A 20,196-nucleotide genomic window follows, 5' to 3' on the forward strand; every position below is an offset into this window, starting at 1 on the left:
AACAGGAGCAGCCTGTGAACAGCGTCTATCAGATTTTTGCCGCAACCACCGCCAGGGCTGGTGAGAGACCTTTCCTGCATATCCCGCCGCAGGCCTCCAGAGCTTACGCCGATGGTCCCGTGGATCTCAGCTACCGGCAGGCGCTGGAGGCAATAGACCGCCTCGCGGCTTGCTACCGTGATGCCGGTTACGGTTTCCCGTTGCGGGTGGCAGTGATGCTCGACAACCGGGCCGACTTCTTCCTCCACTGGTTGGCACTCAACAGCCTTGGCTGCAGCGTCATTCCGGTGAGCAGGGAGATGCAGGACGATGAGATCGGCTACTTCCTCAGCCACGGCGAAGCCTGCCTGCTGGTGGCCCTGCCGGATCTGCTGCCGCGCCTGGAAAAACTCGGCGCTGGCCTTGCGACGCCGGTCCCCGTTGTCGACTGCAATCGACCCGAGTCGCTTCCCGCAGCCAGGGCCGCCGCCGACGCCGGCGAGGCGCCCGCTGATCCCGAGTGCGCCCTGCTGTATACCTCCGGCAGTACCGGCAAGCCCAAGGCCTGCATTCTCAACAACAGCTATTTCATCTATGCCGGCGAGTGGTACAACGCCCTCGACGGACTGGTATCCCTGCGCCAGGGCGAGGAGCGCCTGCTGACCCCGCTGCCCCTCACCCACATGAACGCGATGGCAGTGTCCAGCATGGCGATGATAATGAGCGCGGGCTGTATCGTTCAGCTGGATCGCTTTCATCCCCGGGAGTGGTGGCAGACCGTGCGCGACAGCCGCGCCACTATCCTGCACTACCTCGGGGTGCTGCCAGCCATTTTGCTGGAACTGCCACCCGGTCCCGATGATGACTGCCAGGGCCGTATTCGCTTCGGGTTTGGCGCCGGCGTCAATCCACGCCACCATGCGCTCTTCGAACAGCGCTTCGGCTTCCCCCTGCTGGAGGCCTGGGCGATGACCGAATCCGGCGTCGGCGGCAGCATTATTGCCAACCATGAGCCGCGCCACGTCGGCAGCTGCTGTTTTGGCCGCGCACCGGACAGCCTGGACTACCAGCTGGTGGACGAAAACAAGCACCCGGTTGGCACCGGCGAACCGGGCGAGTTGCGGGTGCGGGCCGCGGGCCCGGATCCGCGCCGGGGCTTCTTTGCCGGTTACCTGAAAAACCCCGAGGCCACCGCTGAAATCTGGCAGGACGGCTGGCTCAATACCGGCGATGTGGTGCGCGAGGGCCCCGACGGCAGCCTGCATTTCGTCGACCGGCGCAAGAACGTCATCCGGCGCTCCGGGGAAAACATCTCGGCGCTGGAAGTCGAAGCGGCCCTGCTATCGCACCCGTCGATCCAGCAGGTTGTGGCAACCGCGGTGCCCGATGATTTGCGCGGTGACGAGGTCGCAGCCGCAGTGGTCGTCACCGGGCAGGCCTCAGACGAGGAGTCACTCGCAGCGGATATTGTTCGCCACTGCCTGCAGCAGCTGGCCTACTACAAGGCACCCGGATACCTGCTGTTCTGCGACGACCTGCCGGTGACCGCCTCCAACAAACCGCGCCGGGGCGAGATCAAGACCCTGGTGCGTGAGCGGGTCGCCGCCGGCGACTGTATCGACACCCGCGCACTGAAGAAGCGCCAGGCGGCACCATGAAAGACTACGCCGGCATTGCACTCACCACACCGGTCAGTTTTGGCTACGCGAAACAGAGCCCGCACGGGGCAGCCTGGTTTATTGGCAGCACCCTGCGCCAGCTGCTGGCAGGGTCGGGGCTCGGCCCCGATGACATCGACGGCCTGGCAATCTCCAGCTTTTCCCTGGGTGCCGATTCCGCCATCACCCTGACCCAGCACTTCCAGCTGAGTCCGCGCTGGATCGAGCAACTACCCTACGGCGGTGCTTCCGGCATTCTCGCCCTGCGCCGCGCCGCACGCGCCATCCAGGCCGGCGATGCCGACATTATTGCCTGTATCGGCGGAGACGGTGCCACCCACCGGGCCTTCGAGTCCATCGCCGCCAATTTCAGCAATTTCACTATCGACTCGTCCTTTCCCTACGGCGGCGGCGGTCCCAACGCGGCTTTCGCCATGATCACCCAGCGCTATATGGACGAGTTCGATGCGCGCCGGGAGGATTTCGGCGCCATCTCGGTAGCCCAGCGCTACAACGCCAACCACTACCCTGGTGCACTGCTGAACCATAAAACGCTGTCACTTGAACAATATATGGCGGCGCGCCCCATCGCCTCTCCCCTGCACCTGCTGGACTGTGTGATGCCCTGTGCCGGCGGCGAAGGCTTCCTGGTGATGTCCGAGCAGCGGGCCAGATCGCTGGGACTGGACTGGTGCAGGATTCTGGCCGCGGATGAATTGCACAACGCCCATCGGGACGACGACATCCAGCTGCGCGGCGGCTGGACAGAGTACGCTGACCGACTCTGGAACCGGGCCGGATTGGGTCCGGGGGAAGTCGACATGCTACAGACCTACGATGACTACCCGGTCATCAGCATGTTGCAGATGGAAGACCTCGGCTTCTGCGCCAAGGGCGACGCGCCGGGCTGGGTGCGGGACACCGATCTGCGCTTTGATGGCAGTGGCCCGCAGGCGCGCAAGCTGCCGCACAATACCTCCGGCGGCCAGCTCTCGGTTGGCCAGGCGGGCGCCGCGGCAGGCTACCTCGGCGTGGTCGAGAGCATGCGCCAGTTGACCGGCAGTGCCGGCAATAACCAGGTCGAGCAGGCTCGCCACGCCATGGTCAGCGGCTTCGGCATGATCAACTACGACCGCGGGCTGTGTTCCGCCGCCGCCATTCTGGCAAGGAGTGAGCGATGAGCACTACGCCGACCATGCGCAGCCGGTTGAAGCAGAACCGGCCCTCCCTGCGCAAACTGGCGCGCCCGCCGAAGCAGCGCACCGCCCTGGGGAGCGCATTCAATGCTGCCAACCTGCCAGTGGCGCTGGCCCTGCAGCACTGCAGGGACTGCGGGACCGTGCAATATCCCCCGCGGGAGTTGTGCCGGCAGTGCCTCGGCGACGCCCTGGTGTGGCGCTCCACCTCCGGCAGCGGCCGCCTGGTGAGCAGCATCGAACTGCACCACAGCCTGTGGGAATATTTCAAGCGGCGGCTGGTGGAAAAACCCTGGCCGGTGGCCAGCGTCCGCCTGGACTGCGGCGTCATCGTCTTTGCCCATCTGGCAACGGAGACCTTTGGCGACCCGGCGCTTCCGGCGGGTACTGCAGTACAGGTATTCACCCACACCGACTGTTCACTGAATGCGGTCATGATCGCGGTAGCCGCGGACATCCCCGTCGACAGCCGGAGCCAGCGCCACGCCATCACCGCATCGCTTGGCCTGCTCGAACCCGCTATCAAACCGGAGGGCATCTGATATGCAGTCAGCGCACAAAACCATCGTCGTCACCGGCGGCAGTACCGGCATCGGCGCCTCCATCTGCCAGGCCTTTCTCGACGCCGGTCTGGAAGTGGTCAACCTGGCCCGCCGCCCACTGGCGCTTGACCACGCCGGTCTGCGCAACATCGAACTGGATCTCAGCGATCGCGATGCCACCGCAGAGATCGCCCGGCAGGTCGCGGCAGATCACGACGTCACCAGCTTCGTGCACAACGCCGGCCTGATCCGCCCGGACCTGTTGCCGGATGTGAAACTGGCTGACTACGACTACCTGTCCCAGGTGCATATCGGCGCGGCCATCACCCTGAGCCAGGCCTTCCTGCCGGGCATGCAGGCCCGCCAGTTCGGCCGCATCATACTGATTACCTCGCGCGCAGCCCTCGGCTTGCAGACCCGCACCAGCTATTCCGCCACCAAATCCGGAATGATGGGCATGGCGCGCACCTGGGCCCTGGAGCTGGGGGAGTACGGCATCACCGTCAATACCGTGGCGCCGGGCCCCATCAGCGCCACCGAGATGTTCCACGAAGTTGTCCCCGAGGACAGCCCGAAACTGGACAGCATGGCCCGCAGCATCCCGGTGCGGCGGCTGGGTCTGCCGGCAGATGTCGCCCGGGCCGTCAGCTTCTTCAATGATCCGGACAACGGTTTTGTCACCGGACAGACCCTGATGGTCTGCGGTGGCGCCAGCCTGGGTTCACTGTCCCTGTAAACGGAGGCATATCATGACAACAATAATCAGCAGCGAAGAAATCGCCGGTCTGGTGCAGCCGACCCGGCTGCACAAGCGCCTGTACCTGGACCCGGAGGTCTTTGAGCTGGAGATGCAGCGCATCTGGGGCCAGGCCTGGATTTTCATCGGCCACGAATCCCAGGTGCCCAACCCCGGGGACTTTTTCACCACCAACATCACCCACAAGATCCCGGTGGTCATGGTGCGCGACAAGGGCGGCAGCGTCCACGTGCTGCACAATCGCTGCGGCCACAAGGGCGCCAAACTGGTGGAGAGCCGCCAGGGCAACGTGCGTGGCGCCTTCCGCTGCCCCTATCACGGCTGGTCCTTCCGTCACGACGGCAGCCTGCTGAAAGTACCCAACGAAGGTGGTTACGACGGAACGGGGTTCGACAGCAGCGACCCCTGCTACAGCATGCAGTCCGTGGCCCAGGCCGAAAGCTACCGGGGCTTCGTCTTCGCCACCCTGTCCAGCGCCGCACCGGACCTCAAGACCTGGCTCGGCGGCGCCGTCGACTGCCTGGACAACCTCTGCGACCGCGCCCCGGAAGGCGAAGTGGAAGTGGCTGGCGGCGTGCTGCGCTACGAACACCAGTGCAACTGGAAGTTCATTCTGGAAAACCTGAACGACACCATGCATCCGATGGTCGTGCACCAGTCCGTGGTGCAGGCGGCAGAGGATTACATCGCCACCCTGCCAGAGTCAGCAGGCAAGCAGCGCAGCGAAGCGGAAATCATTCCACCCTTTGGGGCCTCCTATGAAAAATTCGAGGACTCGGGTATCACCGGGTTCCGCTACGGTCACCACTACGACGGCGGCAAGACCAGTATTCACGCTGACTATACCGTCCTACCCGCCTATCACGCGGCCATGGTCAAGGCCTACGGCGAGGAGCGTACCCGTGAAATCTACTCTTTCAATACCCACAACACCCTCTATTACCCCTCCCTGACGATCAAAAGCGCGGTACAGAACATCCGCGTCGTCCGCCCCATTGCGGTGGACCGCTTCGTGGTAGAAACCTGGTCTTTCCGCCTCAAGGGCGCGCCAGACGAGATGCTGCAGCGCACCCTGCTCTACTCCCGGCTGATCAATTCCTCCGCCGGCATGGTGGGCCCCGATGACCTGGAGGTCTATCGGCGGGCGCAGGAGGGCTTGCAGTCCAGTGCCAGCGAATGGGTCGAATTTCATCGCCAGTACGGCCGCGACCAGGAACTGGAGGACCGCGTTGTCGGTGGTGGCACCAGTGACCTCGACATGCGCACCCAGTACAAGGCCTGGCGCGAGTACATGACCGGGGAGGCATTCCAGTGAGCAACGCAGATATCAAGACCATCGAACAGTTTCTCTACCACGAAGCTTCCCTGCTGGACCGACCCGACCTGGACCGCTGGATGGAGCTGTTTACCGAGGACGGTACCTACTGGCTGCCCGCCAGCGAGGGGCAGACCGACCCGCTCAACCACATTTCCCACATCTATGATGACCGGGTCATGATGGAAATCCGTCGGCGCAACTTCGTCCATCCCCGAGCCGCGTCCAAGGACTGGCCGGTGCGCAGCTCACACCTGCTGGGCAATATCCAGCTGCGCGGCAACAACGACGCGGGAGACCTGGTGGTGACCTGCAACTTTCACGTGATCATGTGGTATCGGGAGGAGCAGCGCTGTTTCGCGGGAACCTGCGAACACCACCTGGTGAGCGCGGGTGACGACTTCCGCATACGCCACAAGCGGGTGGACCTGATCAACCCGGAGGCCCCGCAGCAGTCAATGATCATTTACCTGTAGGCGCCGACGGAGCTACTCCTTCCGCGCCCACAGGCTTTGTTGCCAGCGGCTAGAACCGGTAGCGGGCTTCCAGGCCAAAAGTGCGCGGGCGGGTAGTCACCAGCCGCTGCCGCCCGGGGGTTTCCGCAGCAATTGAGCGATTGTCCGCCAGGTTGGCCCGCTCGTCGTTGACATTGTTCGCAAACAACGTCACCTCCCAGTTGTCATTCATCACCCCTGCGCGCAGGTTCAACTGCTCCCAGGAGTCCCGCACCCGTGCGTCCGCCAGGGAGGTGGCATTGTTGGCACTGAAACTTTCGCCGTAATAGTTGCCGTCGGCCCGCACCAGTCCGTCCCAACCGCCACCTACGGCAAATATGTACTGTGCGGACGCTGTCGCCGTCCATTCGGGAATACCCTGGATCTTGTCGCCAACCCGGACGCCCGGCACACCGCCGTCATCCGTAATCTCGGCATCGGTGTAACCCACACCCAGACTCAACGTCAGCCCCTCTATCGGTGCCGCACTGACCTCTACCTCAAAACCCTGACTCTCCGCTTCACCGGCATTGGCGGTGAACTGGAAGCCACATGCCAGGCGATTGAGCTGCTGGATATCGGTCCAGTCGATGAAGTAGGCAGCGGCGTTCACCGAAATGCGGTTGTCGGCAAATGTTGACTTGAAGCCAAGCTCATAGCTCCACAGTTCGTCGGAGTCGAAGGTCGGTGTCTCAGAGGGATTGATATTCAGGTCCGCCAACTCATCGCCGCAGAGGCCCAATGGCAAATTACCGTTGACGCCCCCGATCCGGAAACCTTTCGCACCGCTGGCGTACATATTCACGTTGTCGTTGATGTCATATTCCACCAACAACTTGGGATTGAAGCCGGATTCATCCTGCTCGCCGCTTTCCTGACTGAAGCCATCGTTGGCAAAGCCGTCGGAAGTGGCAATGAATTCCGTTGCAGTATCGTAATAGCGACCGCCCGCCGTGACTGACAGCCGATCGTTGACACTGTAAGTCAACTCACCGAATACCGCCCACTCCCGCGTTTCAAACACTTCCAGTGTCTCGAAAATCAGGTCGCCCGGGACAATATCAATCGGGGCACCGACAAAATCATTGACGGCAGTATTGATCCCCGGAATCAGCGCTGGCGGATAAATGCGCCGGTACTCGGTATCCTGATAGAACACACCGCCGGAGAACTGCCAGGGACCATCAAACTCGCTGGTAAAACGGGTTTCATGCGCAACAAACTCGTATTCGGATTGGGTGTTGATCTGCCCGAACAGCGGGTCGATGGGAATCTCTATCACGTTGTTGAACAGCCAGTGAATGAAGGAGCCCTGTTCCTCATTTTCATCCGTGGTACGGTCAAACAGTGAGGTTGTTGACACGATGGTACCCGCGTCCAGCTCCCAGTTGATAGTGCCGCTGGCAATGTACCACTCATCGGAACCGTTCTCCGGCACATCGTAAAAGCGCAGCTCGGTGGTGTTCTCCGGGTCGATGTCCGCCAGCGGCAGACCGTCCGCGTCGATTTCCTGGTAGAGAAATTTCGGGATGAAAGACAGTCGCTCGGTGAGCATCCACTTGCCCACCAGTTGCACGCCCCAGTAGTCCTCGTCATCCACGTTTTCCCGGGTCGCAAAGGCGGCCCCGGGGTTCTGGCGCACCGCACCCGAACCCGCCTCGATCCAGGTCGGCTGGTATTCCCGGTCGAAAATTCCGGAATTGGCGCCGGCATAGGCCGCTAACCGCAGGGCAAAAACATCGGGAATAACCGGAATATTGACTGCACCATCCACTACATGATTGAGGTCGCCCTCCTTGACCGACGACAGACTGCTGTGGAAATTGCCATAGACTTCCTGCAGATCCGGCTGTTTGGTAATCATGCGGATAGTGCCACCCATGGAGCGCGCACCGTAGAGGGAGCCCTGTGGCCCGCGCAGGACCTCTACTCGCTCCACATCCAGCACCTTGGGCAGCACCGACGCATTGACCAGCGTGTCATCGATATAAAAACCAGTGGTATCCTGCCCGAAGATGCCGCGAATCGCCGGGGAGTTGGAGTCAAAACGCCCGTCCGCTTCAAAGGCAATCGCCAGGTTGGGTACCCGCACTGCGAAGTCGAGAAAGGATGTCGCTCCCATGCGCTCCAGTTCCACATCGCTGAGGGCGGTAATCGACATACCGGTTTCCTGCAGCGTCTGGGCGCGTTTGGATGCGGTAACCACGACTTCCTCCAGGCCCTTGAACTCCTGTGCCTGACCGTAGCCAGTCACGGCCAGTGTCGCCAGTGCAACCGCCTGGGCAATTCGCTTGCTGTTGTTGGAACTGGTATTCATATGACTTCCCCCGAAAACGCAAGCCGGCACAACCGTTGCCGGTCTCCGCATATCATCCAATCTGATTGTATGGTGTTTGTTGGGCAAAAACTTTAAGCTTGAGTCACCCTTGAGGTAATCACAAAAGTATTCAGGTGTCGATGAAAATCGGGGCCGGGGAATGTAAAAAATGCATACACAACCTGGTTTGGCCGCAGGCAATGGCGCAGTTTTCCGGCTTGTGCGCCTGCTCGGAATACTCGCACTGGCGGGGCTGACAGCCTGCGACAGCAAGCCCCCACAGGGTGTTGCGGATAGCCGTTCCGCGCCAAAGCCTGCACAGGTCGACGCGACCCGGGTCGCGAACGCGGACAGCGAACCCGGCAACTGGCTCGCTCATGGGCGCACCTACGACGAACAGCGCTATTCCCCACTGACCCAAATCAACCGCGACAACGTGTCCCGTCTGGGGCTGGCCTGGGAAGCGCCAATGGATTCCCGCCGCGGCCTGGAAGCCACACCCATTGTTGTCGATGGCGTCATCTACACCACCAGCACCTGGTCCCGAGTGCGCGCACTTGATGCGCGTTCGGGCCAGCTCTTGTGGGAACACGACCCTGGGGTAGATCGCGCGTGGGGCAAGAAGCTGTGCTGTGACGTCGTCAATCGCGGCGTCGCCGTGTGGCAGGGCAAGGTATTTGTCGGCACCCTGGACGGCTATCTGGTCGCACTCAATGCTGCCGATGGCAAACCGCTCTGGCGCGTCGACACGCTGGTTGATCGCGACAAGTTCTACTCCATCACCGGTGCGCCGCGCGTCGTCAAAGACAAAGTGATTATCGGCAATGGCGGCGCAGAATTTGAAGTCCGCGGCTATATCAGCGCCTACAACGTCGACAGCGGCGAACTGGACTGGCGCTTCTTTACCGTTCCCGGCAGCGCCAGCGGCCCCTTCGAACACCCGGAGCTGGAACAGGCGGCGACCACCTGGTCCCCCGACAGCAACTGGCAGGGCGGCGGCGGAACCGCATGGGACTCCATGGCCTACGACCCGGAGCTCGATTTGCTCTACGTCGGCACCGGCAATGGCGGCCCCTGGTCGCATTACGCCCGCAGCCCCGGCGGCGGCGACAATCTGTACCTCGCCTCAATTCTCGCCCTGCGGCCGGACAGCGGACGCCTGGCGTGGCACTACCAGACTACGCCCGGTGACTCCTGGGACTACACGGCCACCCAGCACATGATTCTGGCCGACCTGGAGATTGCCGGCCGGCAGCGCAAAGTGCTGCTGCAGGCACCCAAAAACGGCTTTTTCTATGTTCTGGATCGAACCAATGGGGAGCTGATCTCGGCCGAAAAATATGTCTTTGCCAACTGGGCCAGTCATGTCGACCTCGACTCGGGGCGCCCTGTTCTCACCGGTCTTGCGGATTACAGCGAGCAGGCCAAATATGTCTTCCCCTCAGCTGCAGGTGGCCACAACTGGCAGCCCATGTCCTACAGTCCCGCCACCGGGCTTGTGTACATACCGGCGCGCGAGGCTGGCTGGGTACACAACGAGGCAGGCGACAAGTGGTTTGAGTTTGGGGTCGACAACCTCGAGGAACTGGCCGAGGGCCAGGACATTCCTCCCACCCGCGGCTACCTCAAGGCCTGGGATCCAGTGGCACAGAAGCTGGCATGGCAGAAGGAAACCGCCAATATCTGGAATGGGGGAGCCCTCGCAACCGCGGGCGGCCTGGTTTTTCACGGTACCGCCACGGGCCACCTCTATGCACTGCACGACGAAAGCGGCGAAGTCCTGCTTGAGCTGCCCATTGGCACAGGCATGATCGCGCCCCCGATCAGCTACGCCATTGATGGCCGGCAATACATCGCGGTCATGGCCGGCTGGGGCGGCCCTGCCTTCAACACCCTGGGAGGCGACGAGGCGCTACTCGACTTTGATAACGCCGGCCGGTTGCTGGTATTTGAACTGGATGGGGCTCCAGTGCCACTCCCACCCCCCGTCCCGCCACGAGGGCCGATACCACCCCAGCCCGAGCTGGCGACAGATGCCGCCGCACTGGAGCGCGGACGATTGCTCTACGTCTACAACTGCGGGGGCTGTCATGGCATGTATGGCAGCACACCGATGTTGCCCGACCTGAGACGTATGACCCTGGAAAAACATGCGCTATTCCAGGACATCGTGCTGGGAGGCCTGCTGGAGAATGCCGGCATGTCGAGCTTTGCCGATACCCTGAACAAGGCGGAGACCGGGGCAATACAGGCCTACATCGTATCCCTGGCGAAGGCCAGCCGCGAACAATAGATGCGACCGGCGAAGGCTTGCGCTACGGCCTGGTTCGCCAGCGCACCGGCAGTGTCTTCACCCCGCGCTGGAAGTTGGAGCGCAGGAAGGTCGGTGTTCCCGCCAGCTCGAAGCGATCGAACCTGCGCCCGAGTTCGCTAAACAGCGCCCGCATCTGCGCCACTGCCAGCTGTGCGCCAATGCAGAAGTGGGGGCCGTGACCAAAGCTCAAGTGCGGGTTGGGATCGCGGCGGATGTCAAAAGCCGCGGGATTACTGAATACACTTTCGTCATGGTTGGCGGACAGGAAGGAGAGCAGCACTTTGTCGCCCGCGCGGATGTCCACGCCACCGAGGCTGGTGTTCTCAGCCGCGGTGCGCCGGAAGTTCATCACCGGCGTCCACCAGCGCAGCATTTCCTCCACCGCGCCCGGCATCAGGTCGGGAGTGTCCTGTAACTCGCGCCACGCAGCCGGGTGCTGCAGCAGCGCCAGCATGCCTCCCGGAATGGCGTTGCGCAGGGTCTCGTTGCCGGCCACCGCAAACAGCCAGAACATGTTCTCGAACTCGGCGATGGTGAGCTTGCCGCCCTCCTCGTCAATCTGCGCCAGCAGGATGGACATCACATCGTCCCCCGGGTGTTGGCGCTTGTACTCAGCCAGCAGGTGCGCATAGCAGTAGAGATCGTCCATGCCGTGCCGGGACCGCGGGTCGGGCATGCGACCCTGGGCATCGGGCCGCGGACGCCGTTTCAGGGCCTCCTTCGCCATCGGGGTACCGCGGGAAGCATCGAACCGCGCGGAGCCGGCATATTCCGGATCCTGGTAGCCGATCACCCGGTTCGCCCAGTCAAACATCAGGTAGCGGTCCTCGCTGGGCAGGCCGAAGATGTCCGCCAGGCACAACAGCGGCATGTCGGCAGCGATGTCCTTGACGAAGTCGCACTCGCCGGCCTGCGCACCGGCGGTGACCCGGTCGACAATGTCGGCGGCATGCTGACGAATCCGGTCCTCCAGCTGCCTGATCGCACGGGAGGTAAAGGCATTGATCAGCATGCGGCGCAGGCGGGTGTGGTCCGGCGGGTCCATGTTCAGCATCATTTGCTGCACGTAGGCGAGATCGTCCGCAGTCGCCGGATCCCGCAGCTGGGTGCCCCCCAGGTGGGAGGAGAAGACCTTGGCGCTTTTCAGCGCCTGCTGGCACTCGGCGTGCCGGGTAACCAGCCAGAAACCCTTGCCACCCGGCCACTGGGGCAATTGATGCTCTTCCACCCACAGCACCGGCCCCTGGGCACGCAAAGTCGCCAGCGCCTCGAAAGGTACACCCTGCTGGTAGACCAGGGGATCGTAGACAAACTGCAAACTCGACTGGTCCAGTGCCATCATGCGGGTGCCTCCTGTTGCATGCTTGCCGCCCGCTGCCGCAGCTTGCCCAATAGGTACATGAAATCGCGGTATTCGCTTACCGACAGGCAGTCCAGCAACTGCCCCTCCCAGGCCAGCGCGTGGGGCACGAGGTCCCCATACAGCGCCAGACCCGCCGCCGTCAGGGCGAGGTCCCGCGCCCGGTTGTCCTCCTCCTTGCGACGCTGGACCAGCAGACCCCGGGCAGCCAGAGTCTTCACCGCCCGGGAAACCTTGCTCTTTTCCATCCCGGTGGTCGTGACAATCTGCGTGGCATTGAGTACGCCGTGCTCAGCCAGATTGGCCAACACGCGCCACTCGGGGATGCTCAGCCCATACTCACCGGCGTAGATACGTGACAGCCCGGTACTGATCCGGTCCGCCAGATTGTTGACCAGGTAGGGCAGGAAGCTCTCGAGCTGCAGTTCCCGACGCGCTGGTTCGGCCACTTGCCGGCTCTCCATGGGCCACATCAATCCTGCAGCTGGTCCCAAACTTCCTGGTCGCGTTCTGCCGTCCAGATCCGCGGCCAGTCGACCCCTTCAAATTCGTCCCACAGGCGCTGCACGTCAAACGGCAGGCAGTGCTCGAAAATGGGCCAGCGTCCAAATTTTGGTTCGAGGTGAGTGTGGGTAGCCTCAAAGGCCTCCTTCAGGCTGCCGCCGGCCCGGTGCACTTCACCGACCTTGGTGATCATGCCCTCGAGGAAACCGCGCGTCTGCTCTATCGCTGCATCCACCGCCGCCCGCCCTTTTGCCGTCGCACCGCGCCCACCGATCAGGGTCTCGGCGCCAAAAGCCTTGACCTGGTCCAGGGTACCCGTGGACCAGTCGAAGTGGAATGCGTCACCGGTATACAGGGCGGCCTCGGCCTCCACCAGATCGCCGGCAAACAGGATCTTGTGCTTCGGCAACCAGGCGCAGATATCACCCGCCGTGTGGCCGCGCCCGCAGTACTGCAGCATCAGGTCGCCGCGATCACCGCCCAGTGGAATCTCCAGGCGGTCATTGAAGACGATATCCGGGCGCGTCAGGCCAGGGATACCCTCGGGCTCCCGGAACAGCCGCGGCATGCGCCCGAATTCACTGTCCCAGTCCTGCTTGCCGCGCTCGTCAATCAGGAACCGGGTCTGTTCGTGGGCGATGATCGACTCTGCCTCAAACGCGGAGGCGCCGAGCACCCGGACCGCATGGTAGTGGGACAGTATGAGGTATTTGACCGGCTTGTCGGTGTGCTCTCGCAGCTTGGCCAGCCAGTCACTGGCGGCGCGGGGTGTCGCCCGCGCCTCGAAGGCAACCACAAAATCCTCGCCTTCAATAGCACCGATATTGGGGTCGCCTTCCGCGGTCAGTGCGTAGACGCCGTCCGCGAGTATCTCCAGGGTTTCCACTTTTTCGCCGAGATCAGCGGAGGATGCAAACGGTTTCTTGGCCATGGATATGCTCGTCCTGTCAGTCAGATGATAGGGGCAACATACCACAGACTAGTTGCATAGCCAACTTTAATCAGGGCCACCGGAAAAACCTTATAGCCGTACAAACAGCTTTTTAAGTAGCCTGTACCTGTTGTAAGCGGCAGGCCTATCCGCTATATTTGTTCTCGCTTGCAACTATAAGCAAGGCCCAGCCCGCGGAGGAAGCGCAGCATGGCGAGCACCTACACCAACCCGGAGTATCCCTACCGCCGAAGCCCGGACCAGGATGCATCATCACCGGTGCACCACCCGGTGATTATCGTCGGCGGCGGCCCTGCGGGCCTGGCGGCGGCCATGGACCTCGCCCTGCAGGGCATCGACGCAGTAGTGCTGGATGACAACAACACCGTCAGCGTGGGCTCCCGGGCCATCTGCATCGCCAAGCGCACCCTGGAGATTTGCGATCGCTACGGCTGCGCCCGACCGATGATCGACAAGGGTGTGATCTGGAAGCATGGCCGGGTGTACTTCGGCGAAGAACAGATCTATGAGTTCGACCTGCTGCCCGAACAGCACCACAAGATCCCCGCTTTCATCAACCTGCAGCAGTACTACTTCGAGGAATACATGGTGGATCGCTGCCAGCAGATGCCGCGCATCGACCTGCGCTGGCTGCACAAGGTGACCGAGGTGCAGAGCACTGCCGAGCGGGCCGATATCGTGGTCGACACCCGCGACGGGCCTTATCGCCTCAGCTGTGACTACCTGCTGGTTGCCGATGGCGCCAACAGCCCGATCCGCGAATCCCTGGGCCTGGAGAGCAAGGGACAGGTGTTCGAGGATCGCTTCCTCATTGCCGACATCGTCATGGAGGCGGATTTTCCGGCGGAGCGCCGGTTCTGGTTTGATGCACCCTTCCATCCCGATCAGTCGACCCTGCTGCACAAGCAGGCAGACAACGTCTGGCGGATTGATTTCCAGCTGGGCTGGGACGCAGACCCGGAAGAGGAAAAGAAAATAGAGAACATCCGGCCGCGGGTCGAGGCCATGCTGGGCAAGGAGCGCAAGTGGGAGCTGGAGTGGGCCAGCGTATACACGTTCCGCTGCCGCAAGATGGACTCTTTCATGCACCAGCGGATTGTGTTCATGGGCGACGCCGCGCACCAGGTTTCCCCGTTCGGTGCCCGCGGCGCCAACGGTGCCCTGCAGGGCGTGGAAAATCTGTGCTGGAAGCTGGCGGCAGTTCTCCACGGGCGTGCGCCGGCATCGCTGCTCGCAACCTACGATATGGAACGCCAGCACGGAGCCCGGGAAAACATCCTGCACTCCACCCGGGCCACCGACTTCATGACGCCGAAAAATGCGGCCACCCGCCTGTTCCGGGACACTGTGCTGGACCTCGCCCGGGATTATTCCTTTGCCCGCAGCCTGGTGAACAGCGGGCGCCTGTCGACACCCTGCACCTACGACGATACGCCGCTCAGCACGGCTGATCAGGCAGATTTCAGCCCGCGCATGCGCCCGGGGTCGACCTGCCAGGATGCTCCCTTAACAGGTGCCGGGGGCCAGCAGGAGTGGCTGCTGGAGCGACTGGGCAATCGCTTTGTGCTAATGCTTTACGGCACATTACCGGCGAGTGCGCGAGAACAACTGGAAGTCTCCCTCGCCCGCCTTGAGCGGGAGGGGACCCGGACCGATGTCTTGTGGGTCCTTCCCCAGGGGCAGCAGGGCAGCAAGGACAATGAGGTCGTGGATAGCGAAGGCGTCCTGGCGCAGCGCTATGACCTGCAGCAGGGAAGCGCCTACCTGATACGTCCGGACCAGCATGTCTGCGCCCGCTGGCGCACGCTGGAGGCGGATGCCGTGGTTGCGGCCGCACACCGTGCGCTGGGGCAGCACCTGGCAGAGGAGCAGGCCGCATGAGCAAGCTTAAGACCGACACCAACTTCACCGATGCCGATGCGTTCTACGCCGCCCTGGCGGATGTCCACCGCGACCGCAGCGATGCCGAGAGCGCGGCCATCAATGCCCGGCTGATTCTGCTGCTGGCGAATCAGGTCGGCGACCAACACATCCTGGAACAGGCTTTGGCAATTGCCGGCCAGGTCAACATTGAAGAGTGATACTCCGATGACACCGAACACCCTGGAACTCAGCTATCTCAACGGTTTTGGCAATGAGCATGAGACCGAGGCCCTCGCCGGTGCCTTGCCCATCGGTCGCTTCAGCCCGCAACGGGTCAACCACGGTCTCTATGCGGAGCAGTTCAGCAGCACGGCCTTTACCGCGCCCCGCGCGGCCAACCGGCGCACCTGGCTCTACCGTATCCGCCCGTCCGTGGTACAGGGCGACTATGAACCCTGCACCGGTACGGGCCGGGGAATCTGCACGGGGCCACAGGCGGGCCCGACACCACCCAACATGTTGCGCTGGGACCCCCTGCCCCTGCCCGGGGCCGGAGTGGACCTGCTGGACGGTTTGACCACCATCGCTACCTGCGGCGATGCCCTGGCCCAGACCGGGCTGGGCATTCACCTCTACGCGGCCAGCGAGTCCATGGGCAAGCGCTACTTCTACTCCGCGGATGGCGAGTGGCTGTTCATCCCGCAACAGGGAGAGCTGCTGCTGCGCACCGAATGCGGGCGCCTGCACCTGCAGCCCGGCGACATCGCCGTGGTGCCCCGGGGCATGAAGTTCGCCGTCGACCTGCCGGCGGGCCCCGTCAGGGGCTACATCTGCGAGAACTACGGCGCCCCACTGATTCTGCCCGAGCGCGGCCCGGTCGGTGCCAACGGCTTCGCCAATGACCGTGATTTCCAGTATCCGGTCGCAGCCTACGAGGACCTCGAGGGCGACTTCGAGCTGCTGTGCAAGTTCGGCGGCCATATGTACCGCGCGGCCATCGGCCACTCGCCGCTGGACGTGGTCGCCTGGACCGGCAACTCGGCACCCTACAAGTACGCACTGTCGCGCTTCAACGTCATGGGATCGGTGAGCTACGACCACCCGGACCCCAGCATTTACACGGTGCTGACCTCGCCGTCGGATACTGCGGGAGTGGCCAATCTCGACTTTGTGATCTTCCCCTCGCGCTGGATGGTGGCGGAAGACACCTTCCGTCCGCCCTGGTACCACCGCAATATCATGAGCGAATACATGGGACTGATTGAAGGCGTGTACGATGCCAAGGAAGAGGGCTTCGTGCCCGGTGGCAGCAGCCTGCACAACTGCATGTCGCCACACGGCCCTGAGGCCGCAGTATTCGAGAAGGCCAGTACCGCGAAGCTGGCGCCGGAGCGCTACGACAACACGCTCGCCTTCATGCTGGAGTCGCGCTACCTGTACCAGCCCACGCCCTGGGCCCTGGATACCGAACTGCGGCAGCGGGACTACATCCGCTGCTGGGACGGGCTGCGGAAAGCGTTCAAGGCCTGAGCGCGGTCGCTATGGCCTCCCGGACGCAATCGACATCCGGGACCTGCCGGGCCAGCAGCAGCGCCAGCTTCGCCAGGAACACGGCCTCCTGTTCGTGCCCGGCCTCGTCAATGGCTTCCGCCAGCAGATCATAGACCTGCTCCAGCTCGGCAAAATCAAGTGTCTGCTTCATGCGACTCTCCCAGGGCCCGGTGCAGAGCAGCGGTAACGGTACTCTCGTCCGGGTACCGCCAGCGCCCGGCAACATGCCGGTCGGGCCGCACCAGGTAAAGGCTGCCAGGTTCTGCACCAAAACGATCTGCGAGATGACGCGACGGGTCCGACAGCCACTGGTCCCCCGCCACTCCCCCGGCGTTCTTCTCCTGCGTTGCCACCAGCACCCGCAGCCCGGGATCAACCGCCCGCAATGCAGGCATCCAGTCCTCGACCACGGTGTCGAGGTCATCTCCGCCGGCAAAATAGATCACCGTGAACCCCGGCCCGATATGGTCGAGCAGGTAGTCTCCCTCCCCCAGGCGCACGTTCTGCAGGGGCGCCCCCGGCGGCGGGCCGACCGGGAACAACTGTCCATGCCCTGTGGCACTGGTCAGCGGGCTTTGATCGTAGATCCAGGGCTGCACCTGCCGCGGATCGACAAAGGGCCTGGCGAAGTCCTCGGTCAGCGCCAGTTCCAGCACCGCCTTGCGCATAAGACCGTAGCCCCTGGTGGGGGGCGTCATGAATCGCGAACTCTTGCCGGCGTTGCGGAACACATCCACGGTCGCGCCGCGCCGCTCCGGCGTGAAACTGTCCAACAGTTTCGCGCCGGCCCGTCCCTGCAAGGTGTAGGCCAGCTTCCAGGCCGCATTGGCGGCGTCGGCAATGCCGTTGTTGAGTCCGCGAACGCCAAAGATGGGGACGATGTGGCCGGAGTCGCCGATAAACAGCACGCGACCGTGGCGATAGTCATCCAGGCACAGGGTATTGGCGGTATAGATGCTCCACCACTCCAGTTCCCAGTCGCCCTCGTGGCCGACCATGGCGAGGATCGCCGCCACCCTTGCCCGCACCGTGGCTTCGGCTACCGCATCCTCCAGGTCCGCCTCCGCGGGCACCTGCCAGTCTACCCGCCAGATGTTGTCCGGCTGCCGGTGAATGAGGATCGTGGCCTCGGGATTGGCGGAGGATTCAAAAAAAGAGCGGCGTTCGGTCGGAAAGTCGTGATCCATGCGGATATCCGCGATCACGTAGTTGCCCGGCAGATTGCGTCCGTTGAGACGCAGACCAAGCAGGTTGCGCACGGTGCTGCGAGCGCCATCGGCAGCGAGCAGGTAGTCTCCGCGCAGGCGATAGTTGCCCTCCGGGGTTGAGATGTCGAGCTCCACAGCTGCTTCGTCCTGCCTTACAGCCGCGACCTCTGACAGCCAGCGGATATCGATCAGATCCGGGTAGGTGGCGGCCGCATCGACAAGAAACTGTTCGATGTACTGCTGCTGGATGTTGTACATCGGCAGGAAGCGCTCGTCCTCCGAATGGGGCATGGAAAAGCGGTAGATGAGCTGGTCTCGGAAATAGCAGCGCCCGCTGGTCCAGCCCAGGCCCTTGGCCACAAAGGGCTCGACCACACCCAGCTGCTGCAGGGTCTCGAAACTGTAGCGGGAAACACAGATTGCCCGGCTGCCGTCATTGACGGTGTTTTTCTTTTCCAGCACTACCGAGGCCACACCCAGCCGCGCCAGCGCCAGCGCCGCGGTCAGGCCCACGGGGCCGGCCCCGGCGATAATGACAGGGTGGCAGGGGCTGGCACCACTGAGCTCGGCCGGAGCGCAAAAGGGATACTCGGTATAATCGAAGTACAGCGAATCCAGTTCGCCCCGGCCGGCGGGTCTCATGGCTGTGGCTATCTCCCCATTACGTTGACTCGAACAACTTCGCCACAATATGCCACTGCCCGTCGGCTTCCAGCAACTGGAAATGGTTGACGAAATCCATGCCCAGGTAACCGGTCTCGCGCAACACCGCGGTGGCAATGCGGCCATCAATGTGCACGGTATCAATGCGGGTGTCGTAGCGCAGACCCGACTCAACCGGCGCCGGGTTGGCACCTACCGCAGCGAAAAAAGGCTCGGGGCTGCCGGCAACGAGCTCACCAGCCAGATAACCGCTCAATATTGCCGAGGGGTGGAACAGGGCCCGCAGTGCCAGCACATCGCCGCGGGCGCAGGCATCAACATAGGATCGGATGACGGCCTGCACCGCCGCCAAAGGTTCTGCCCTGGTCATCGGAATCGCTCTGGCCATGGGAATGTCACGCACACTCTGGCAGCTTGTCCAGTAGCGCCTCCGCCAGGGCGATGGCCTCGGCCTGGTGTGGCTGCAGGTCCTGACCACCGAGCGCCGCATGCATTTCCAGGAAGGGATCGATGGTGCCGGTCACGGCGCCGCTGAGCTCCTCCAGGACTGCGAGCCCGAAGAACGGCACGGTCCAGGTGTTGTAACCGCCCTCGTGACACATCAGCAGACGCCCGTCGCAGTGGCGCTCGGCAGCCTGCCGGAGCTTGCGGGTGAGGCTGCGATAGCCATCACTGTGCATTTGCATGCGACCCAGGGGATCGTAGGCGCCGGCATCGAAGCCCGAAGGCACCACGATCAGCTGCGGCTTGAACCGGTCGAGTGCGGGGATCACTACCCGTTCCCAGGTCTCCTCGTAGGCACCCACGCCGGAGCCCGGGGGCAGCGGCACGTTGATATTGAAGCCGGTTCCCGCGCCGGCGCCATTCTCGTGGCGGTAACCGGAGTCGGGCGGAAAACAGTTGTCCTGGTGCACCGAGATGGTGAGCGCGCGCGGATCCTCGTAGAAGGCGCTCTGGGTGCCATTGCCGTGGTGTACATCCCAGTCGACAAAGGCAACACGCTCCAGACCGAAGCGTTCGAAGGCATGAAATCCCGCAATGGCCGCATTGCCGAACAGGCAGAAACCCATACCCATGTCCGCCAGCGCATGGTGGCCCGGCGGCCGCACCAGGGCATAGGCATTGTCGACCTCCCCCGCCATCAGGGACTCCAGCGCCGCAAGTACGCCTCCCGCGGAGAGCATGGCAATCTCGTAACTGCCGCGCCCCATGGGGGTGAAGGGGCCGGCATCGCCTCCCACCGCCGCGCTCAGTTCCCGGACTTTCTCCAGGTGCTCGCGGGTGTGAAAGCGCAGGATTTCCTCTTCTGTGGCCTCCCTGGGCGCGATGGTGTGCAACTGCGGCGTCAGGCCCGCGACCTCCAGTAAATTGCGGAAGCGACGCTTGGTTTCCGGGTTTTCCGCGTGGGTGTCCGGCTGCACCGGGTTGCCGTAGGGCATCGGCCCGGCATAGTTACCCGTGTTGTGCCACATATAGAGTTCATGGGCGACGAAGCCCGTTTTTCGACTGGCGGCCTGCATGGT

The 20,196-nt window shown here is 63.0% G+C and carries 18 protein-coding genes; 10 read left to right on the forward strand and 8 right to left on the reverse strand.

The window, feature by feature from the left end:
- Window positions 1–14: 14 nt before the first annotated feature.
- From RJQ10_RS02680 to RJQ10_RS02705, 6 genes are read left to right on the forward strand one after another with little or no spacing between them, the layout of a single operon-like run.
- A complete protein-coding gene (locus RJQ10_RS02680) occupies window positions 15–1,637 on the forward strand; it encodes an AMP-binding protein (RefSeq protein WP_350143374.1) in 1,623 nt (540 codons plus the stop codon).
- Window positions 1,634–2,818: a thiolase family protein gene (locus RJQ10_RS02685; protein ID WP_350143376.1), complete on the forward strand. Its 1,185-nt coding sequence runs from the start codon at window positions 1,634–1,636 to the stop codon at window positions 2,816–2,818. Before RJQ10_RS02680 ends, RJQ10_RS02685 begins: the two co-directional genes overlap by 4 nt.
- A complete protein-coding gene (locus RJQ10_RS02690) occupies window positions 2,815–3,375 on the forward strand; it encodes a Zn-ribbon domain-containing OB-fold protein (protein ID WP_350143378.1) in 561 nt (186 codons plus the stop codon). The genes RJQ10_RS02685 and RJQ10_RS02690 overlap by 4 nt, the downstream gene beginning before the upstream one ends.
- Window position 3,376: 1 nt before the next feature.
- Window positions 3,377–4,111, forward strand: a complete 735-nt coding sequence (locus tag RJQ10_RS02695; RefSeq protein WP_350143380.1) for an SDR family oxidoreductase — start codon at window positions 3,377–3,379, stop codon at window positions 4,109–4,111.
- Window positions 4,112–4,124: 13 nt separating this feature from the next.
- On the forward strand, window positions 4,125–5,447 hold the full coding sequence (locus tag RJQ10_RS02700) for an aromatic ring-hydroxylating dioxygenase subunit alpha (RefSeq protein ID WP_350143382.1): 1,323 nt from the start codon (window positions 4,125–4,127) through the stop codon (window positions 5,445–5,447).
- Window positions 5,444–5,923 carry an aromatic-ring-hydroxylating dioxygenase subunit beta gene (locus RJQ10_RS02705; RefSeq protein ID WP_350143384.1) on the forward strand — a complete coding sequence of 160 codons (480 nt, stop codon included), beginning with the start codon at window positions 5,444–5,446 and terminating at the stop codon, window positions 5,921–5,923. The genes RJQ10_RS02700 and RJQ10_RS02705 overlap by 4 nt, the downstream gene beginning before the upstream one ends.
- A gap of 49 nt (window positions 5,924–5,972) precedes the next feature.
- Here RJQ10_RS02705 and RJQ10_RS02710 read toward each other — a convergent pair whose 3' ends face one another.
- Window positions 5,973–8,258, reverse strand: coding sequence for a TonB-dependent receptor (locus RJQ10_RS02710; protein ID WP_350143386.1), 2,286 nt, complete (start codon window positions 8,256–8,258; stop codon window positions 5,973–5,975).
- A gap of 169 nt (window positions 8,259–8,427) precedes the next feature.
- Here RJQ10_RS02710 and RJQ10_RS02715 point away from each other — a divergent pair, with 169 nt between their 5' ends.
- On the forward strand, window positions 8,428–10,551 hold the full coding sequence (locus RJQ10_RS02715) for a PQQ-dependent dehydrogenase, methanol/ethanol family (protein WP_350143388.1): 2,124 nt from the start codon (window positions 8,428–8,430) through the stop codon (window positions 10,549–10,551).
- Window positions 10,552–10,573: 22 nt separating this feature from the next.
- Here RJQ10_RS02715 and RJQ10_RS02720 read toward each other — a convergent pair whose 3' ends face one another.
- The 3 genes from RJQ10_RS02720 to RJQ10_RS02730 are packed head-to-tail and all read right to left on the reverse strand — an operon-like array spanning window position 10,574 to window position 13,367.
- Window positions 10,574–11,914, reverse strand: a complete 1,341-nt coding sequence (locus RJQ10_RS02720) for a cytochrome P450 (protein WP_350143390.1) — start codon at window positions 11,912–11,914, stop codon at window positions 10,574–10,576.
- Window positions 11,911–12,381, reverse strand: coding sequence for a MarR family winged helix-turn-helix transcriptional regulator (locus RJQ10_RS02725; RefSeq protein ID WP_350143392.1), 471 nt, complete (start codon window positions 12,379–12,381; stop codon window positions 11,911–11,913). Before RJQ10_RS02725 ends, RJQ10_RS02720 begins: the two co-directional genes overlap by 4 nt.
- A 23-nt stretch (window positions 12,382–12,404) precedes the next feature.
- Complete coding sequence (locus RJQ10_RS02730) at window positions 12,405–13,367, reverse strand: MBL fold metallo-hydrolase (protein WP_350143394.1); 963 nt, start codon at window positions 13,365–13,367, stop codon at window positions 12,405–12,407.
- Window positions 13,368–13,577: 210 nt separating this feature from the next.
- Here RJQ10_RS02730 and RJQ10_RS02735 point away from each other — a divergent pair, with 210 nt between their 5' ends.
- From RJQ10_RS02735 to hmgA, 3 genes are read left to right on the forward strand one after another with little or no spacing between them, the layout of a single operon-like run.
- Window positions 13,578–15,269, forward strand: coding sequence for an FAD-dependent oxidoreductase (locus RJQ10_RS02735; RefSeq protein WP_350143396.1), 1,692 nt, complete (start codon window positions 13,578–13,580; stop codon window positions 15,267–15,269).
- Window positions 15,266–15,469 carry a DUF2783 domain-containing protein gene (locus RJQ10_RS02740; protein ID WP_350143398.1) on the forward strand — a complete coding sequence of 68 codons (204 nt, stop codon included), beginning with the start codon at window positions 15,266–15,268 and terminating at the stop codon, window positions 15,467–15,469. The genes RJQ10_RS02735 and RJQ10_RS02740 overlap by 4 nt, the downstream gene beginning before the upstream one ends.
- Before the next feature lie 7 nt (window positions 15,470–15,476).
- On the forward strand, window positions 15,477–16,781 hold the full coding sequence (gene hmgA / locus RJQ10_RS02745; protein ID WP_350143400.1) for a homogentisate 1,2-dioxygenase: 1,305 nt from the start codon (window positions 15,477–15,479) through the stop codon (window positions 16,779–16,781).
- On the opposite strand, the gene RJQ10_RS02750 is transcribed toward hmgA, so the two are convergent.
- From RJQ10_RS02750 to RJQ10_RS02765, 4 genes are read right to left on the reverse strand one after another with little or no spacing between them, the layout of a single operon-like run.
- Entirely contained in the window at window positions 16,771–16,953 is a 183-nt protein-coding gene (locus RJQ10_RS02750) for a DUF2783 domain-containing protein (protein WP_350143402.1), read from the reverse strand. The genes hmgA and RJQ10_RS02750 overlap by 11 nt on opposite strands.
- On the reverse strand, window positions 16,937–18,652 hold the full coding sequence (locus RJQ10_RS02755) for an FAD-dependent monooxygenase (RefSeq protein WP_350143404.1): 1,716 nt from the start codon (window positions 18,650–18,652) through the stop codon (window positions 16,937–16,939). Before RJQ10_RS02755 ends, RJQ10_RS02750 begins: the two co-directional genes overlap by 17 nt.
- 19 nt (window positions 18,653–18,671) lie before the next feature.
- Window positions 18,672–19,043, reverse strand: coding sequence for a nuclear transport factor 2 family protein (locus RJQ10_RS02760; RefSeq protein ID WP_350143406.1), 372 nt, complete (start codon window positions 19,041–19,043; stop codon window positions 18,672–18,674).
- 25 nt (window positions 19,044–19,068) lie between these two features.
- The gene (locus RJQ10_RS02765; RefSeq protein WP_350143408.1) at window positions 19,069–20,193 is read right to left on the reverse strand and encodes a histone deacetylase-like amidohydrolase; all 1,125 of its coding nucleotides are present in this window, start codon (window positions 20,191–20,193) and stop codon (window positions 19,069–19,071) included.
- Window positions 20,194–20,196: the final 3 nt, after the last annotated feature.

Origin of the sequence: Haliea sp. (genome assembly GCF_040222615.1) — a bacterium.
In the GTDB taxonomy this organism is placed as follows: domain Bacteria; phylum Pseudomonadota; class Gammaproteobacteria; order Pseudomonadales; family Halieaceae; genus Haliea.

Coding starts and splice junctions, on each gene's coding strand:
- RJQ10_RS02685 (WP_350143376.1), top strand. CDS start 1,634: ATGAAAGACTACGCCGGCATTGCACTCACCACACCGGTCAGTTTTGGC.
- RJQ10_RS02690 (WP_350143378.1), top strand. CDS start 2,815: ATGAGCACTACGCCGACCATGCGCAGCCGGTTGAAGCAGAACCGGCCC.
- RJQ10_RS02695 (WP_350143380.1), top strand. CDS start 3,377: ATGCAGTCAGCGCACAAAACCATCGTCGTCACCGGCGGCAGTACCGGC.
- RJQ10_RS02700 (WP_350143382.1), top strand. CDS start 4,125: ATGACAACAATAATCAGCAGCGAAGAAATCGCCGGTCTGGTGCAGCCG.
- RJQ10_RS02710 (WP_350143386.1), bottom strand. CDS start 8,258: ATGAATACCAGTTCCAACAACAGCAAGCGAATTGCCCAGGCGGTTGCA.
- RJQ10_RS02715 (WP_350143388.1), top strand. CDS start 8,428: ATGCATACACAACCTGGTTTGGCCGCAGGCAATGGCGCAGTTTTCCGG.
- RJQ10_RS02720 (WP_350143390.1), bottom strand. CDS start 11,914: ATGATGGCACTGGACCAGTCGAGTTTGCAGTTTGTCTACGATCCCCTG.
- RJQ10_RS02730 (WP_350143394.1), bottom strand. CDS start 13,367: ATGGCCAAGAAACCGTTTGCATCCTCCGCTGATCTCGGCGAAAAAGTG.
- RJQ10_RS02735 (WP_350143396.1), top strand. CDS start 13,578: ATGGCGAGCACCTACACCAACCCGGAGTATCCCTACCGCCGAAGCCCG.
- RJQ10_RS02740 (WP_350143398.1), top strand. CDS start 15,266: ATGAGCAAGCTTAAGACCGACACCAACTTCACCGATGCCGATGCGTTC.
- hmgA (WP_350143400.1), top strand. CDS start 15,477: ATGACACCGAACACCCTGGAACTCAGCTATCTCAACGGTTTTGGCAAT.
- RJQ10_RS02750 (WP_350143402.1), bottom strand. CDS start 16,953: ATGAAGCAGACACTTGATTTTGCCGAGCTGGAGCAGGTCTATGATCTG.
- RJQ10_RS02755 (WP_350143404.1), bottom strand. CDS start 18,652: ATGAGACCCGCCGGCCGGGGCGAACTGGATTCGCTGTACTTCGATTAT.
- RJQ10_RS02760 (WP_350143406.1), bottom strand. CDS start 19,043: ATGACCAGGGCAGAACCTTTGGCGGCGGTGCAGGCCGTCATCCGATCC.
- RJQ10_RS02765 (WP_350143408.1), bottom strand. CDS start 20,193: ATGCAGGCCGCCAGTCGAAAAACGGGCTTCGTCGCCCATGAACTCTAT.